This window comes from Tolypothrix tenuis PCC 7101, assembly GCF_963874875.1.
Lineage (GTDB): Bacteria > Cyanobacteriota > Cyanobacteriia > Cyanobacteriales > Nostocaceae > Aulosira > Aulosira tenue.
Genome location: NZ_CAWNJS010000001.1, coordinates 7,013,317 through 7,030,116 on the forward strand (window position 1 = coordinate 7,013,317; position 16,800 = coordinate 7,030,116).

14 protein-coding genes are annotated in these 16,800 nt (G+C 42.4%); 8 read left to right on the top strand and 6 right to left on the bottom strand.

The features are described from left to right. Positions 1-270: 270 nt before the first annotated feature. The 3 genes from AACU25_RS27605 to AACU25_RS27615 all read right to left on the bottom strand — a co-directional run bounded on the left by AACU25_RS27605 (position 271) and on the right by AACU25_RS27615 (position 2,868). Entirely contained in the window at positions 271-882 is a 612-nt protein-coding gene (locus AACU25_RS27605) for a Uma2 family endonuclease (protein ID WP_096581149.1), read from the bottom strand. Between the two features lie 45 nt (positions 883-927). Next, the gene (locus AACU25_RS27610) at positions 928-2,052 is read right to left on the bottom strand and encodes an aldo/keto reductase (RefSeq protein ID WP_096581151.1); all 1,125 of its coding nucleotides are present in this window, start codon (positions 2,050-2,052) and stop codon (positions 928-930) included. A 318-nt stretch (positions 2,053-2,370) separates the two neighbouring features. Next, positions 2,371-2,868, bottom strand: a complete 498-nt coding sequence (locus AACU25_RS27615) for a bifunctional nuclease family protein (RefSeq protein WP_096581153.1) — start codon at positions 2,866-2,868, stop codon at positions 2,371-2,373. A gap of 341 nt (positions 2,869-3,209) precedes the next feature. On the opposite strand from AACU25_RS27615, the gene AACU25_RS27620 reads away from it, so the two are divergent. Beyond that, positions 3,210-3,890 carry a riboflavin synthase gene (locus AACU25_RS27620; protein ID WP_096581155.1) on the top strand — a complete coding sequence of 227 codons (681 nt, stop codon included), beginning with the start codon at positions 3,210-3,212 and terminating at the stop codon, positions 3,888-3,890. Between the two features lie 267 nt (positions 3,891-4,157). On the opposite strand, the gene AACU25_RS27625 is transcribed toward AACU25_RS27620, so the two are convergent. After that, a complete protein-coding gene (locus AACU25_RS27625) occupies positions 4,158-5,720 on the bottom strand; it encodes a M23 family metallopeptidase (protein WP_096581157.1) in 1,563 nt (520 codons plus the stop codon). Between the two features lie 91 nt (positions 5,721-5,811). Further along, positions 5,812-6,624 carry a biotin--[acetyl-CoA-carboxylase] ligase gene (locus AACU25_RS27630; protein WP_096584149.1) on the bottom strand — a complete coding sequence of 271 codons (813 nt, stop codon included), beginning with the start codon at positions 6,622-6,624 and terminating at the stop codon, positions 5,812-5,814. Positions 6,625-6,705: 81 nt separating this feature from the next. Between AACU25_RS27630 and pgeF the strand changes: the two genes are divergently transcribed. Continuing rightward, on the top strand, positions 6,706-7,509 hold the full coding sequence (pgeF, locus tag AACU25_RS27635; RefSeq protein ID WP_096581159.1) for a peptidoglycan editing factor PgeF: 804 nt from the start codon (positions 6,706-6,708) through the stop codon (positions 7,507-7,509). Positions 7,510-7,902: 393 nt separating this feature from the next. Here pgeF and AACU25_RS27640 read toward each other — a convergent pair whose 3' ends face one another. Then, positions 7,903-9,264 carry an IS4 family transposase gene (locus tag AACU25_RS27640; RefSeq protein ID WP_096573981.1) on the bottom strand — a complete coding sequence of 454 codons (1,362 nt, stop codon included), beginning with the start codon at positions 9,262-9,264 and terminating at the stop codon, positions 7,903-7,905. 452 nt (positions 9,265-9,716) lie between these two features. Here AACU25_RS27640 and AACU25_RS27645 point away from each other — a divergent pair, with 452 nt between their 5' ends. From AACU25_RS27645 to AACU25_RS27670, 6 genes are all read left to right on the top strand, one after another. Further along, positions 9,717-9,881, top strand: coding sequence for a hypothetical protein (locus AACU25_RS27645; RefSeq protein ID WP_190445910.1), 165 nt, complete (start codon positions 9,717-9,719; stop codon positions 9,879-9,881). A 370-nt stretch (positions 9,882-10,251) separates the two neighbouring features. Beyond that, positions 10,252-12,111 (top strand): NAD(P)H-quinone oxidoreductase subunit F, encoded by a 1,860-nt coding sequence (locus AACU25_RS27650; protein ID WP_096581161.1) that lies wholly within the window; start codon positions 10,252-10,254, stop codon positions 12,109-12,111. A gap of 141 nt (positions 12,112-12,252) precedes the next feature. Then, a complete protein-coding gene (locus AACU25_RS27655; protein WP_096581163.1) occupies positions 12,253-12,972 on the top strand; it encodes a carbonic anhydrase in 720 nt (239 codons plus the stop codon). A gap of 134 nt (positions 12,973-13,106) precedes the next feature. Beyond that, on the top strand, positions 13,107-14,606 hold the full coding sequence (locus tag AACU25_RS27660) for an NADH-quinone oxidoreductase subunit M (protein ID WP_096581165.1): 1,500 nt from the start codon (positions 13,107-13,109) through the stop codon (positions 14,604-14,606). A 156-nt stretch (positions 14,607-14,762) separates the two neighbouring features. Then, complete coding sequence (locus tag AACU25_RS27665; protein WP_096581167.1) at positions 14,763-15,362, top strand: CDP-alcohol phosphatidyltransferase family protein; 600 nt, start codon at positions 14,763-14,765, stop codon at positions 15,360-15,362. Between the two features lie 83 nt (positions 15,363-15,445). Next, complete coding sequence (locus tag AACU25_RS27670; protein ID WP_096581169.1) at positions 15,446-16,765, top strand: CO2 hydration protein; 1,320 nt, start codon at positions 15,446-15,448, stop codon at positions 16,763-16,765. Positions 16,766-16,800 lie beyond the last annotated feature (35 nt).

Below are 16,800 nucleotides of genomic sequence, written 5' to 3' on the forward strand. Positions count from 1 at the left end.
GACACAGGTGGGCAATGCCTTGCCCCTACAATCTGTCGCATTCTTTTTTCAAATTGGGAAATGTGATAATATCAATTAAATTTAAGGCGTTGCTGATTGATGGGATGATTTTTATCTCACGCAAAGGCGCAAAGGCGCAAAGAATCGACTTTTAGTTTTGTCCAAAAGTCTGAATTCATCTCGCAAATATGCAACGCCAAATTTAAATTTGTCGCTTGATTATCTGGGAAAACACACATCTAAAATAAAAAGCATTGCTCGTACTTTATCTCATTCTTCTAAATTAAGTTCTTGAACTTCCGAATCCACAAGCTCAAAATTTACCTTGTTATATAAATCGCTTAAGGAAATAGTAAAAGGTACAGTTACAAGTGCGATCGCTTCATCTTCTTCATCGTACTCGCGCAATGTCCATTGTTTCTTACCCGTTTTGGAAAATTGTTCTACATGAATCCGGGTTTGGTCAATTAACAGATATTCTTGAAAGCTGGGAATTGTGCGGTATGCTTGGAATTTAGCTTCGCGATCGTATGCTTTGGTAGATTGTGATAAAACTTCTACAATCACCTGGGGATTGACGATTATATCTGTGCGGTTGTTGAAATACTCTGGTTCATCTGCCAAAATCATCACATCGGGGTAAGTATAGCTACGCTTTTGGGCTATCCACAATCGAACATCACCCATATACACCCGGTAGTTTTGCTTTTTGAAGGCAAAATTTAATTCAGTACTTAAGTTGAGCGCTATTTGATTGTGATTTACTGTACCACCAGCCATCGGAATGATATACCCATCAATATATTCACTTTTGTAGTCAGCAGTTGCTTCTAGTTCGAGATATTCCTCGGGGGTGTAGTATCGCTGTTGTGTAACTTGCATAATTTTAAGGGATAGCGATCGCTCTCAACGAATAGTGTAACGCGCTCACCCCCACAATCTTCTCCCTGCTTTGCCGCTTAATCTTTCGTGGGTATCTGCTAATAAAGCGGGAATATTCAACTCTTCTGGACATCGGGGTAGACAATCACCGCATTCTGTACAACGGTTAGCTTTCATTCCGGGAAACCAGTGACCGGCATTTTCAAACATTCCATAACGATATTTGCCATAGTCTGTCATATCGTATGCTACTGCCAGGTTACGTAACCGTAATACTTCTGGAATATTAATATTTTCTGGGCAAGGTAAACAAGCAAAACACTGACTACATTTATCAGTTGCTAAGGCAGTTTTGGCTTGATTTTCTATACGTTGAAAAGCTGAAATTTCTTCTTCTGTAAGTTCATTAATGTGATCAGCAACTTGCAAAGGTTCAATTAATTCCTCTGGATTTGCTGGCCCGACACTGAGGGTAGTAATACGGGAATCACTCAATAAAAATCGATAATTTAACTCTAAGGGCGAAAATGGGTGACATAAGTCTGTTAAAGTTTGGGGTGGGGTGTAAAGTCTTCCTCCTTTATCCGCAGGAGAAATGATAAATATCCCCATATCTTTAGAGGCTGCTAGCTGTATTGCTGCTGCATGACGCTGGAAAAAATAGTAATAGTGCAGATTGACAAATTCAAATAAATCTGTGTTGATTGCCGCTAAAATGACATCTAACGATCCGTGAGTAGAAAAACCAACGTGCTTTACCCTACCATCTGCGATCGCTTCTTGCACAGCTTGTATACAACCAGCTTGCACCATTTCTAGATGTTCCCAAGTATTTAACCCATGAATCCCCAAGCAATCTAAATAATCTAGGTGCAATTTTTCAAGAGATTCATCGATATAGCGACGCATGGTGTCAGCATCGGCTGTAGGCGGAATTTTGGTAGTGATGTGAAGTTGAGAACGGGGAACTGACAAACCAGCTTGGAGTGCTTTACCCAAATACTCCTCACTTTTGCCATAACCTCTAGCAGTTTCTATATGATTAATGCCTAATGCTAAGGCTTTTTCAATAGTTTGCCGAGCAGTTTCTGCATCAGCTAGGTAGCGCATTGTTCCTAAAGAAAAAACGGACAAGCGCAAATTAGTTTTGCCAAAGCGTCGATATTGCATTTTTTATTTGTCGTTTGTCATCTGTCCTCTCTTACAAAGTTCTGATGCCTGCGGCAAGCCGCTGCGCGTCTACGGAGGGAACCTCCGCTCCGACTTTGCGCTTTGTCATTTGGCATTTGTCCTCTAAAACGCAAACGCCAAATACCAAACACCAAATACTATTTTCCAGCGAACTCTTGACGGACACATCTCACACCTAAATATGAAAATTGCTCTTACCTACTCCCTAGCCCCTAGTACCTCTGTGCGGAAGTCAAAAGTCAAAAGTTTGATACATCAAGGCTTGTGACTGTTTGAAATTGTAGCTCTTCAGTTCTTCTAGCTTTCGCTATTACCAAAGCGCTTGATTAAATCTTCAGGACGGATATTAGAAATAAATTCCCGGAAGGCTTGTTGTTCTGCTTCGTCAGCGTCACGGTCAACGGGGATAGAAGCATCAGCGATTACTTCTTCCATTACCCAAATGGGGGCATTTGTCCGCAAAGCAATGGCGATCGCATCGCTAGGACGCGCATCAATTTCTTTGGTGGTTTCACCTTGCTTAACAACTAAGGCCGCATAAAATGTATCCTTTTGCAAGGAGTGAATAATTACTTTATCTAGAGTTAAGTTCCAGGTTTCTAAAATATTCACCATTAAATCATGAGTTAAAGGCCGTGGAGGCTTTTGACTCTCGATGGCTCCCGCAATTGCCCTAGCCTGTTCTTGACCAATATAAATTGGCAAAGCACGGCGATCGGATGCATCTTTTAAAAGTACAATGGGGCTGCGGGTTATGGCATCTAATGCTATGCCAGCGACTCTCATTTCAATCATTGGCTCAGCCTCTACACTCCTTGAATTACTTGGTTAAGTAGTAGCAAATAATACCCTCGAGGGTTTAAGTTAAGGACAGGAATAAACATAGGCATTTGTTTTTTATAATTGCTTCTATTAAACTCCCAACTTGATGTGAACACCAGAGTAAGTCAAAGTTGTCTATTTCGACAATATCCTTCTTACCCAAGTATGCCTTGTTCTGGATGCTAATGTGAGATTATCCTTAACCTAAATACCGTCAGAAAATATACCCAGATTTTGCTACATTTATACAGATAATTACCAGTGGATTTTCGGCAAGATTAGGCAATAAATAGAGTTAGTTTCACAAAAAAGCCGTGTTTACAGGATTAATTCAAGCATTGGGAACGATGAAACCCTTAGGGGGTGATTCTTGGCAAATTACTTGCGTAAGTCAGTCATCTGATTTAATTATGCAGGATATAGCTTACGGCGACAGTATAGCTGTTGATGGCGTTTGCTTGACAGTAGAAGAAATTTTAAAAGATGGTTTTATCGCCACTGCATCCCCAGAAACCCTGCGCCGCACGACTTTAGGAAGTGAAGACACGCCACAGAAATATGTCAACCTAGAAGCCTCGTTGCGGGTAGGAAGCAAAGTAGGCGGTCATTTTGTCATGGGTCATGTAGACGGTACAGGTCGTTTAGTGACAGCAGAACAAACAGCGACTTCTTGGGAAATGACCTTTATTGCATCTGAGGCGATCGCGCGGTACATTGTACCCAAAGGTAGCATTGCCGTGAATGGAATTAGCCTGACAGTTGCCGCATACGAACCAGAACTCTCTCAGTTTACCGTGGCGGTTATACCTCTCACCTACGCCGAAACCAATCTTCGCTATTTAGTCCCTGGCAGTTTAGTGAATCTTGAGGGAGATATTCTTGGCAAATACGTCGAAAAATTCCTTTATTCCGGCAAACCTAACCCTAATAGTATCGAAGATTCCCATTCCGATGGCATTACACCCGCATTTCTAGCAGAACATGGGTATTTGTAATGGGCATTGGGCATGGGGCATTGGGCATTGGGCATGGGGTAATGGGTAATGGGTAATGGGTAATGGGTAATGGGTAATGGGTAATGGGTAATGGGTAATGGGTAATGGGTAATGGGTAATGGGTAATGGGTAATGGGTAATTGGTGTTTGGTGTTAGGGGTTTGCCATTAATCATTTCTCCCCTGCTCCCTGCTCCCTGCCCCCTTGCTTTTCCCAATCCCCAGTCCCCAGTCCCCAGTCCCCAGTCCCCAATCCCCAATCCCCAACCTAACTACCAGGTTCCTTGGTCAGCTGCGCTGTTTGCGCTGGTTGAATTACTGTACTTAAAGCCGTGTTTAAGTATACGCCGGGGTCGGTGGCTACCCAACCATTTTGTGTCAGGTGGCGGACTTCAAAGTGTAGGTGGGGGCCTGTGGAGTTACCAGTGCTACCAACTTGACCAATTACGGTTCCTGGTTCGACCATTTGACCGGGTCGGACAAAGATTTGTGATAAGTGTCCGTAGAGAGTTTGTTGAGCCGAAGGGTGGTTGATGGTGACAGCTAAACCGTAGCCACCCATCCAATCAGCGCTTTCTACTTGACCTCTAGAGGCAGCTAAAACTGGTGTACCCATCGGCGCGCCTAAATCTGTACCGGCGTGGAAGCGGCGATCGCCTGTGATGGGGTGAATCCGCCAGCCAAATAATGAGGTAATTGGTGCGGGGATGGATAAGGGGAACATCATTCCCTGACCGTTATAGGCGACTTTGGGGGCGAAGGGGATTTGCGGTAGTGTGGAAGCTAAAGGAAAGTCATAAGCCACCATGCTAGGACGAGGTGCAATATTCCCATCTGCCATTGGGGGTGGTAATGTACCGCCACTGGGTGCGATTGCAGTTTCGCTCACTTTGGTGGGAGCAAATTCGCTGGGGTTAGGAATAAAGCGATTGGGATGATAGGATGCCTTATTGACGCTAGCAGCAATGCGAGTTGCCACAGTATTCTCTGCTGCTACTTGGGGACTCCGCCATCTGCTGCTGGTAGCTGTATTGGCAATTGGTCTCACAACAGGCGCAGTTGCTAACTTAGAGCTTTGGCTTCTTCTGAGCCAAGAGGGTGCGGCTTTGCTACTACCCTCAGCTACACGCTGATTGCTAGGTTTCGCACAAAAACTACCTGATATAGCTTGTCCTGTAGGTAAAGTAGTACGACAACCACTAGAACGTTCGGTGATGATTACAGAGTTGGGTGCTTGGTAGTTAGAACCGCCAACTTTGTAATCGGTGGGGTCAATGTAGGCGTTATTGTAATCTTGTTTTGGTTCAACTTCCGTGCTACCAACTGGGCTTTTAGAAGTATTGGCTGGTGTGGCAACTTCTGGCAGTTTTTCCGGTACAGTTCGTAAAGGCTTAGGTGTGGCGATTGTGGTTTTGGGTTTTTCTTCTCTAACGCTGGTTTCAACTTGGGGTTGGGCGCGTCTAATGATCACAGGTTCAGCCGCTTCTACTTTTGGTTTTGCTGGTGTGACTGGCTGTGATGATTGAGAAACATTTTCCCGATTTAATCTCTTTTTCAGTCTGACTCGCCGTTCGGAAAATTCTACCTGTGGGTGAGTAGCTTCTGGAGTTACAGTATCTTTTTTAACAGGAACTGTGGCAGCACTAGGCTGAGGATTTTCAATAGTAGGAACGATGTTATCTATAGATGTTTCCGTTTGCGCCAAGACTAAACCGTTACCTAAAAGGCTAACGCTACTCAGCCAACAGAGACTCTGTGCTGGTAGCGTTGCGGCAAAGCGTTTGGTTGTTTTTGGCAAACGTTTATGGGCAGAGTTATTGAGCTGCGTCATTTGTTGTCTCGGTTTTTTGTAAATAAAAGTAAACAGATGATGCTAGTGGTTTGTCTTGCCCAAAGAGCTGAATTGTAAACAAACCTAAAAGTTAAACAGAAGATTTTTTGTAACCCAGACTGATTGTACCGGGTTCAATGTAAATTTCTGATGAGATAACTTCCTTTGTATTATAAGTTTCGAGATTTACACGTAAATTACCTTGAGGGGTTACCCCAACTACGGTACCCGCAAGCTGATTGACGTGTATGCGATCGCCCATATTAATCAGTAAATTCAGATAGTCAGACAAGAGTATGTTTACTCCTTCTTCAAATAAGCACTTCAGACCGGATTCTATTCCTGATAAAACTTGAGAAGTTAACATTTCTAGAGAAGGAATCGCTTTATTAAGCTGTGAAGCTTGCCACAATTCCAAGTTAATTCCAGTTTCCGGTACCGGGTTTGCCCAGTTAATACCAACACCAATTACAGCTTGGGTAATTTGTCCGTGATTGATTTTCGTTTCCGTTAAAATTCCGCCTAGTTTGCGTCCGTCTAAAACTAAATCATTAGGCCATTTAATCCCCAAAGTGACACCACATTTTTGTAATTGTGAAGCTATTCCCCAAGCACTTGCTAAAGTTAGTTGGTAACTATCAGCAGCATCTAGTTTAGGCTGAATCGCTACCGAAAGATATAATCCTCCAGAAGGAGAACTCCACTGGCGACCCCATTGTCCACGTCCAGCAGTTTGCTGAGTAGCGATAACGACACATCCTGGTTTAGCGCCCTCTGCTATTAAGCCCCAGAGAGTTTGGTTAGTAGAAGCTACACTATCAAAAATGTGTAGAGAAAATGGTAAATAGGAATACTGTCGCCCTGCTTTCAGGGCTGCTTCTAAATATTGCTGATCTAATTTCACGCAGTTAACCCAAATTCCGTTGTACAAGTTAGCATTAATTGACTGGCTAATTTTGATGTTTCTGTTTAGGTTTGGTTGACGATGCACACTTGGCACTGGCGCAATTGGGAAGGAATGCCTTACCTGACTTGTAGTATCCTAGAACCTTGGCAACACGGCTTCTTTACCCAGCCGTTTTGGCCACGTTCACCACAAGAATTAACACAGGTACTGCAACCTGACGCATCAGTTTATCGCTTAAAACAGGTTCATGGCAATACTGTGCTTACCCCGCAAGAAATTGATCATAAGTTAAGCAATGGCGGGGATGATGTGGATGGTGAAGGTGATTCAGCGTTAGCATCAGCAGATGGTTTAGTTAGCGAACAACCTTTGCAAGCAGTGTGGGTAGCCAGCGCTGATTGTACACCTGTGCTAATTGGTGATATCACAACCGGACAAGTCGCAGCCATTCATGCAGGCTGGCGGGGTACAGCGAAAAAAATTGTCCCCCAAGCGATCGCACGATTAAAAGCACAAGGTAGCAAGCTGGAAAATTTGCGAATAGCAATGGGGCCTGCGATCGCAGGTGAAGTTTACCAAGTCTCAGTTGAGGTGGCTGCGGAAATTGGATCTAGCATCGTCACTCACGAAGAAGAACAAAAAATAGTTGATGCTTTACATGAACTACCCAATTCCCCATTAATTCCCGATCCAGATCCAGGTAAAGTCCGGGTAGATGTAAGGCGGGTAAATACATTGCAGATAGAAAGCTTAGGAATTAGCGACGAACAAATTGCGATCGCACCTTATTGCACTTACCAAACTCCAGAGCATTTCTTCTCTTACCGCAGAGAACAGCAGAAAAAAGTCCAGTGGTCTGGGATTGTTAGTGGGAATGGGTAATGGGGAAGGGGTAATGGGGAAGGGGTAATGGGGAAGGGGTAATGGGCTATTGATCAAGTAATACCAATTTAAAAAAAGAATGCTACAGATTGTAGGGGTAAGGTACTGCCCATTGGTGTAAACTTAAGCTAAAAGCTATATACGGCGGGTGTTGTACAAATACCTCGCACCCTCATCCCCTAACCCCTTCTCCCTCAGGGAGAAGGGGAATTGAATCTCTTGCTCCCCTCTCCTGGTGGGCTATCCATTAGTCACATCTTTCTTAACAAAGCTGAAAGCCATTTATAGGAGTAATTTCACGTTGAGGATTCTTAGCTGTGGTTGACAGAGTGAGAAAAATATGTATCCATATGGATTGTTGTTGACATACCCTTGCGGATTTTGTTGATTTGGCTAGTGGGTTAGCCGGGCTAATTTCCAAGTAGCAGCGATATCATGTAATCGTCGCAATCCACGCCAAATAGTCTTAACTCCAGGTTCGCCATCGCTTTTGCGCCCTAAAAAACCACCGAGAGTGGCAATCATACGTACAGCTTCTCTAAGAGTTGGTGGCTTTTGAGGTGGAATCGGATTTTTAGTAAAATGTACGCATAACGACTGCCATTCAAATATCTCTAAAACAGTTTCACAACTAATATCTGGATTATGTCTGGCTTCGTAAGTGAGCCATAATAAACGCCAAGCGACAATTGAATATGTAGCTAATGCCATATTGATTCGCTTTGCAGTTTCGAGTTGTAATTCTTCGATTTGACAACCGCTTTTTAAAGCATAGTGGTAGCGTTCAATTAACCAACGATAGGTATACCATTTGACGCAACGTATGGCGGCGGAAAAATTCTTAATTTCTAGGGTCGTTAATAATAGCCAACTAATCGGGCTAACACCTACTGGTGGATTTTCTTCTTCTGCTAAAATCACCTGTAATTTTACTGGTTTAAGTTGTGAACGTGCTATGTGATGCCGTGGTACATCTACTTCAAATGTTGCATATTTAATGATTAGTTTTGCAGTTCTAGCTGCCGCTTCTGGATTACGTTTTACTTCTACTAATAATGTTCCCCCTACTGAGGTAGCACGGATTGCTTGATGTAAATACTTGGCTGTGTGATTGACTTTTCTATTGTGGGTTCCCCGGATGAGTAAATGTGAATTTCTCGGGCGTTGTTTCCGAAATAAGTCAAATATATCAGCTTCGGAATCTCCCATAGTGACAACTGTTGTTTCTGTGGGCACAAACTCTTGTGTTCTCTCTAATCCATCTAACCATCTTTGACTTTCTTTTTCTTGTATTTGTCGTTGACGGCGTTTTTTCGCTATTCCTAAATCTTCTATATCTCTTGTCCAAACTTGTTGATTAATGATTCCCAGTGGTACTCCGTTTGTACTGGCTGCAAACGCTGTATGTACTTTTAATCCCAAGCTTTTTCTATGATCTAGATAACCAATTCCTCTTGTCGCTGGATGTTTTGTCAAATCTATATTTGTTGTATCCTGAATCATCAACACTGTCTCATGTTCTTTGATTCTAGAGACTGTACTTTTGATATGGGCATTCCTAATATCATCTGCTTCAAAGTATGGTGAATTCCAAAAATCATACGCTGCTGTGGTTGCTGCTACATTTCCACAAGCTTGCGGTATGCTCGCACTAGGTTGTGCTGCTAAATCTTCCACTATCCTTATTAAACGTTTATTTCTTCTTGCATCTCCTAAGTCTGCTTGTCTCAATTCTTCTGATGCCCACTTTTCCATCTTCCATTACCCGTTTTTACTTCCCATGACAAAACTATACCTACTCAGCTTTCTAGCTATTTTTAAGTAAATTGTAGTTTTGTTGAGAAAGATCCGGGTAATGGATAGCCTCGTGGGAGAGGGGAGTAAGAGATTTAGTTCCCCTTCTCCCGGGGGAGAAGGGGTTAGGGGATGAGGGCGCAAGGTATTTGTACAACACGCGCCGTATATAGCTTTTAGCTTAAGTTGACACGTATGGGCAATGCCATGCTCTGATGCTCAATGGCTACGCATCGCATTCATATATATATGAGTAAATGTGTGGTCTGTGGCAATGTGGATATATAGCGGTTCTCGTTTCGATGCAATACACAATAGGGCATAGCAATGCTACGCCCCTACGAATGGTTTGTATTTTATGCAATAGAGAACCCTATCGGCACAGGATAAACATTCATTTACCGGAAAGATTAATGGAACGCTCGAAAATCATTGCCATTATTACAGGTGCGATATCGATTATTTTAGCGATCGCCTACCTCATCATCGTCCAAATCCTCGACTACCGCGACATGAAACCCGCCCCCATTAGCCAACTCAACCAACCACCAGCAATTATGGCTACTAGTTGGCACTAAAAATTTACTCGTTTTATTTTCCTAAAGATATAAACATTGATCGAGACGCAATCAACAGCGTCTCTTGTCATTTATGTCAATTGAAATTATTGATGATTACTATTGGTTTATTTCGAGAATAATTCATAGATATAAATCAATAGTTGTTATCGGTTATTTGAATAAAGTTCACCTATAAGAATTAATTAGAGCACGTATCGATCATTTATTTATTTGAAGTATTTCCTTTTTGTCATAGATAAAGGTAAGCTATTCCTAACAAAATTAAGCAAAAATAAAATTGAAGTATTGGTGATAGCTGGGTTGGTGGGGATCAAAGCTATTTGATTCACAACCCCAAGGTTGTGCTGGAAGTTATAGAGGTAAGTTCATGGCTCAGTTTCTGGTGGAGACTGTGTGGCTAGTTCCGTTATATGCGTTAATAGGTGGGCTGTTAGCGGTTCCCTGGTCGCCAGGGATCATTCGCCGCACTGGCCCTAGACCTGCTGGTTATGTCAATTTGGTAATGACATCTCTAGCGTTTTTGCATAGTGCGATCGCATTTATTGCTACTTGGAATCAACCACCTGTAGAGGTATTTATTCCTTGGCTTTCTACAGCTGGATTAAATCTTACCATCGCTTTAGAAATTTCTTCTATTAGTGTGGGAGCATTAACTGTAATCACTGGCTTAAATTGTTTAGCGCAAATTTTCGCCATTGGTTACATGGAAATGGATTGGGGTTGGGGACGCTTCTATTCTTTATTAGGATTGTTTGAAGCGGGATTATGTGCCCTAGCTTTGTGTAATAACTTGTTCTTTAGTTATGTAATTCTAGAAGTTCTGACTTTAGGAACTTACTTGCTAGTAGGGTTATGGTTTAGCCAGCCGTTGGTAGTTAGTGGTGCTAGAGATGCTTTCCTGACCAAACGGGTGGGTGACTTGTTCCTACTGATGGGTGTGCTGGGATTATGGCCTTTAGCTGGAACTTGGAATTACACAGAATTAGCTGAATGGGCGACAACTGCAAATGTTGACCCCACTGTGATTACACTAGTAGGTCTAGCCTTGATTGCAGGGCCAATGGGTAAATGCGCTCAATTCCCCCTGCATTTGTGGTTGGATGAGGCGATGGAAGGCCCGGTTCCCAGTACAATTTTGCGGAACTCGGTGGTAGTTGCGAGTGGTGCATGGGTACTGATTAAATTGCAACCAGTGTTAACTTTGTCACCTTTCGTTTCTTCAGCCTTGGTAGCAATTGGTGCAGTTACCGCCATTGGTGCTTCCTTAATTGCGATCGCGCAAATTGATATTAAACGCTGTCAATCCTACTCTGTCAGCGCTTACATGGGTTTGGTGTTTATCGCAGTAGGTACAAGACAAGATGAAGCTGCACTGTTGTTAGTACTGGCTAATGCGGTATCAGCAGCACTGCTAGTAATGAGTACTGGCGGCATTATTTGGAACAGCATTACCCAAAATGTTACCCAATTGGGTGGGCTATGGTCACGTCGTCCAATATCTGCGATCGCATTTATTGTGGGAACATTGGGATTAATCGGCTTTCCCCCCTTAGGCGGCTTTTGGGCGTTGATGGAATTAATCGATGGACTGTGGGGAACTCAACCTGTGTTGGTGGGTGTGGTGATAGCTGTGAACGCTTTAACTGCTGTGAGTTTAACCAGAGAATTCGGTTTGATTTTTGCTGGTAAACCCAAACAGATGAGTGAGCGATCGCCTGAAGTACATTGGCCTATGGTGTTGCCAATGGTGATTCTACTAGGCTTCGTCTTACACCTACCTTTAGTGTTGCAAAGCTTATCATTACTACCCAGTTGGGTAATTCTGAATAAGGATGTTGCACTGTTATTAATTTGGTCAAGTGTGTTTGGCTGTGGTGTAACTGGCGTAATTTATCTCGGGAATATTCCTAAACCAATTCGCCTACCTTGGCAACCTTTACAAAACTTGTTGGCTTACGATTTTTACACCCCAAAAATCTATCGGATGACGATTATTTTCAGCGTCGCCCAACTTTCTAAATTTGCCGATATGCTCGACCGTTTTGTAGTCGATGGTATCGTCAATTTGGTTGGTTTGTTCTCACTATTAACTGGCGAAGGTTTGAAATATAGTACATCTGGTCAAACCCAATTTTATGCCTTTACTGTGCTGTTAGGCGTTGGCGTATTTGGTATGTGGGTAACTTGGCCATTCTGGGGAGTACAGTTTTTGGATTTGATGTTTTAGGTATTAGGGACTGGGGACTGGGGATTGGGGACTGGGGACTGGGGATTGGAGATGGGGGACTGGGACGAAAGATTTTATCCTAATCGATTTTTGAAGACCATTTAATTTTTGAAACCTGGTGTTGTGTTGGGAGGAAAGATAATGAAAAAGCAATATAACCAAACTAATTTTTCTCGCAGAAATTTACTGAAACTAGGTGCAGGTGCAGTTAGTTCAGGAGTATTAGCAGCCGGATTAGGTGCAAATTTAGCTGCACCAGAAAGAGTCTCGGCACAAGATAAGAAAGAGATTACGCCTGATGCAGCATTAAAAGAATTACTAGACGGCAATGATCGATTTGTCAAAGCCAAAAAACGCAATCCCCATCAAAGTTTAAAACGCCTGCAAGAAGTTGCCAAAGGTCAAAATCCCTTTGCCTCAATTCTTGGTTGTGCAGATTCCCGAGTCCCTTCAGAAATAGTTTTTGACCAGGGATTAGGAGATTTATTTGTTTGTCGTGTAGCTGGTAATATTGCCACACCAGAAGAAACTGGTAGTTTAGAATTTGGTAGCTTAGTTTTAGGTTCTAAACTAATTTTAGTACTAGGTCATGAAAGATGCGGGGCTGTAGATGCAACTATTAAAGGTGCCGCAGTACCAGGAGAAATTGGGAGTTTATTAGCTGCTATTAAACCTGGTGTAGAGCAATCTCAAGGAAAACCTGGGGATAAATTAGAAAATGCTTGTAAAGCTAACGTTTTAGTGCAAATTGAGAAGTTGAAATCATCGCCAGTTCTTGCTGGTTTAATCAAAGAAAACAAACTGAAAATAGTTGGTGGTTACTATGATTTAGACACTGGCAAAGTCAGTTTAGTTAGTTAGATTTTGGGCATGGGGCATTGGGCATTGGGCAATAGTTATTTCTTCTCTGCTTTCTTGTCTACCCTATGCTCCCATTTCCCTAATCTCTTTTGAATATTGAAATTTCTCCTGTTTACTCAATTACCCAAATTGCCATGTTAAGTGTTCTGATTTGGCTCCCGATTTTGGCGGCGGCTATCATCGCAGTCATACCTAAAAAATTACCTGCCAATACTGTAAGGTTAAGCGCCTTATACTTTGCTGCTATATCTTTACTTTGGAATATTTTTATTCTGTTCAAATTTGATATCAGCAACCCAGGGATGCAATTTCAAGAGTATCTACCTTGGAATGAAACTCTTGGTTTAAGCTATCAATTAGGTGTTGATGGGCTTTCGATATTGATGCTGGTTTTAAATAGCCTACTTACCTGGATTGCTATTTACAGCAGCAGCAAAGAAACCCAAAGACCAAGGCTGTTTTATTCGCTAATTTTATTAGTGAGTGGTGGCGTAGCAGGTGCATTTTTAGCGGAGAATTTACTGCTATTCTTCTTGTTCTACGAACTAGAATTAATTCCCTTCTATTTACTAATTTCTATTTGGGGAGGGGAAAAACGCGCTTACGCAGGGATTAAATTCCTGATTTATACTGCTGTTTCTGGGGCGTTAATCTTAGCAACTTTCTTGGGTATGGTGTGGCTAACTGGTTCTACCAGCTTTGCCTTTGATGCAGTTTCTACGCAAACAATATCTCCTGTATTACAATTCCTCCTACTTGCAGGAATTATCTTAGGTTTTGGTATCAAAATTCCCTTGGTTCCCTTCCATACTTGGTTACCTGATGCTTACGTGGAAGCTTCTGCACCGATTGCGATTTTGTTGGGTGGTGTGTTAGCAAAGCTAGGAACCTACGGACTCTTAAGGTTTGGGATGGGAATGTTTCCCGAAGCTTGGAGTACCTTTGCACCAACATTGGCAATTTGGGGTGCAGTGAGTGCAATTTATGGGGCTGTAGTCGCGATCGCGCAAAAAGATATCAAGCGCATGGTAGCATACAGTTCCATCGGTCACATGGGTTACATCCTGCTAGCTGGTGCTGCTAGTACTTCCTTAGCGTTGGTTGGTGCTGTCGCTCAAATGTTTAGCCACGGTTTAATTCTCGCTATTTTGTTCCATTTGGTGGGGGTTGTAGAAACCAAAGTTGGAACTCGAGAATTGGATAAACTCAATGGTTTAATGAGTCCAATTCGGGGTTTACCTTTAATTAGTGCTTTGCTGGTATTAAGCGGAATGGCGAGTGCGGGTATTCCCGGTTTAACAGGTTTCGTGGCAGAATTTATCGTTTTCCAAGGAAGTTTCTCAGCGTTTCCCATCTCCACAATCTTGTGTGTAGTTGCGAGTGGTTTAACTGCGGTTTATTTTGTCATCCTGCTTAACCGCACCTGTTTTGGTAGACTCGACAACTCAGCTTACTATCCCAAAGTCGAATGGTTTGAGAAAACACCTGCGTTAATTTTGGCAGCTTTAATTATCTTTTTGGGAGTGCAACCAACTTGGTTAGTGCGTTGGAGTGAACCCACAACTACCGCAATGGTAGCTGCAATTCCCGCAGTGGAAAGAACCATTAACTCGGAACTCGCTGTAAAACCATAACTCCTCCTTCTCTCTGCGCCTCTGCGCCTTTGCGTGAGAATTATTTTAACAACGAACCGCAAAGGCGCAAAGTACACAAAGGAAGAAAAAAAGAGAGATTTTTCGTAATGATTTAGGATTTTTATAAGGACTTATGCACCAAGATTAGGAGGAAGGATGAACCTGAAATTAATTCCCAGTGGACTGGTACTATTTCGCTTTTTAATTGCGCCTTTTCTCCTCTGGGATGCCCTTGATGGTACAACTAGTATTTGGTTCATTGTTGGCTTTGTCGCCGCCTTCCTCTCAGATATTTTTGATGGCATTATTGCCCGAAGACTTGGTGTGAGTACTGCTGAATTAAGACAAGCTGATAGCTGGGCGGATGTTTGCCTTTTTAGTTGCATATTTGTGAGTGCTTGGCTAGTACATCAAGATGTTTTAATTGCTTATCAATTGCCTTTACTCACAGTGGTATTTGCTCAATTGGTATGGTGGATAGTGAATTTAGTGAAATATGGTAAACCTGCTAGCTATCACACCTACTCAGCTAAATTTTGGGGCATCACTCTTGCCATTGCCATTATTTCTTTATTCGGCTTTAACTATGCAGGAATTTCTCTTTGGCTAACTTGTATTGCTGGCGTAGTCTACAGTATCGAAGAAATTGCCATGACAATGATTCTGCCTGTGTGGACACATGATGTATTAAGCATTTTTCACGCCCTAAAATTACGCGAACAACTATTAATACAAAAAGACGAAATTGCATCATAGTCATCACAAATGACATTGTCAAGACGCGATGAATCGCGTCTCTACAAGATAACAAAATCTTACAACTCCAACGGCATTTATATATGACAGCAACTGTTGATAAAACTACTAAATTACCTCCTTCCCGTCATGAATTTGCGGAAGTAATTCATCGCTTAGAAGCTGGCGGTTCTATGCTACCAGATACGCCAGAAAACTTGATGCAAATTATCGGTATTTATAAAGCTTATGCAGTGCCGATGGATTTCTACTGGCGGGATTTACTTTATATTGCAGAACGCGAGTTTTTAAATCCCTTTCCCTTCTTTAAATACTTCTTACCTAAAGAATATTTAGACCTCCATAATCATTATGCAGGTGATGATGCCGATTTACGCATTTGGCGTGGCCCAGCTACAGCCCATCCTGAGTTATTAGCATTTATGGAAAAGGGTGAAACTGGCAAAATGCCAACATTATTTCACCATTTATTCCACGATCGCGTTAACATGGAGTTTGCTGAAGCTTGTATGCGGGCTATGCTTTGGCATCGTCAAATGTACGCACCAGTAAACCAGTTTGACGCTTACCTAGATTCGGACGAATATAGAGCTAACGCTGATAGGGCAATTAAAGCTTACTTCAAAGGCAACCCGGTAATGTTGGCGCTGCACAAGATGTTCCCTGATATGTTCATCGAACAGTGCCGCCAGATGTCATATTACTCTAACCTGGGCTTGTTCTGGGAAGTCATGGCCCCCGTGTTCTTTGAAATGTCGGATATTTACGACGAAGGCGGGTTTAAAGGTGTACCAGATGCAATGAACTTTTTGATAAATGGGATTTTTGCGATCGCAGGTCGTCCAATTTATCATCATGTATATATAGATGGCGAATGCTACGAAATCATTCCCAAATCTAAGGGTTTCACCTGGCTATACGAAGCAGCATTACCTTACGTAGAAGCAGTTTTCTACCGTACAGCACCTTTCCGTGGGACAAAATCTTATAATGCTCAAGCAGGGCAAGTACCTGATGACCAAAAAGATTTCCACTATGGCATTCTTTACGCTGATGTCTTCCCAGTAGGTACTGCTGGTATCCCACCCACATTATTAATGCAAGATATGCTGCACTTCTTGCCTCAATATTTGGTTGATTATTACCAAAAATATTGTCGTGGCGAAGAAGATATGTTGATTCAGTTGGGCGTTAGTTTCCAACGTTCCATGTACAATGTAACTTCGGCGGTAATTCAAGCATTACGCACAGCATTGTTATATCCTTTAGATGACACCAATCCCAAGCATTTGCAAGCAAACCGGGAATTTTTTGAAGCCCAGTTAAATCGCTTTACCCGTGCTGATTACAATATGCGTGATGCTGCACGTTTACGCGATGTTCAACGCCAAGACTATAGGTAATTCGTAATTCGTAATTCGTAATTATTTTGGTAGGG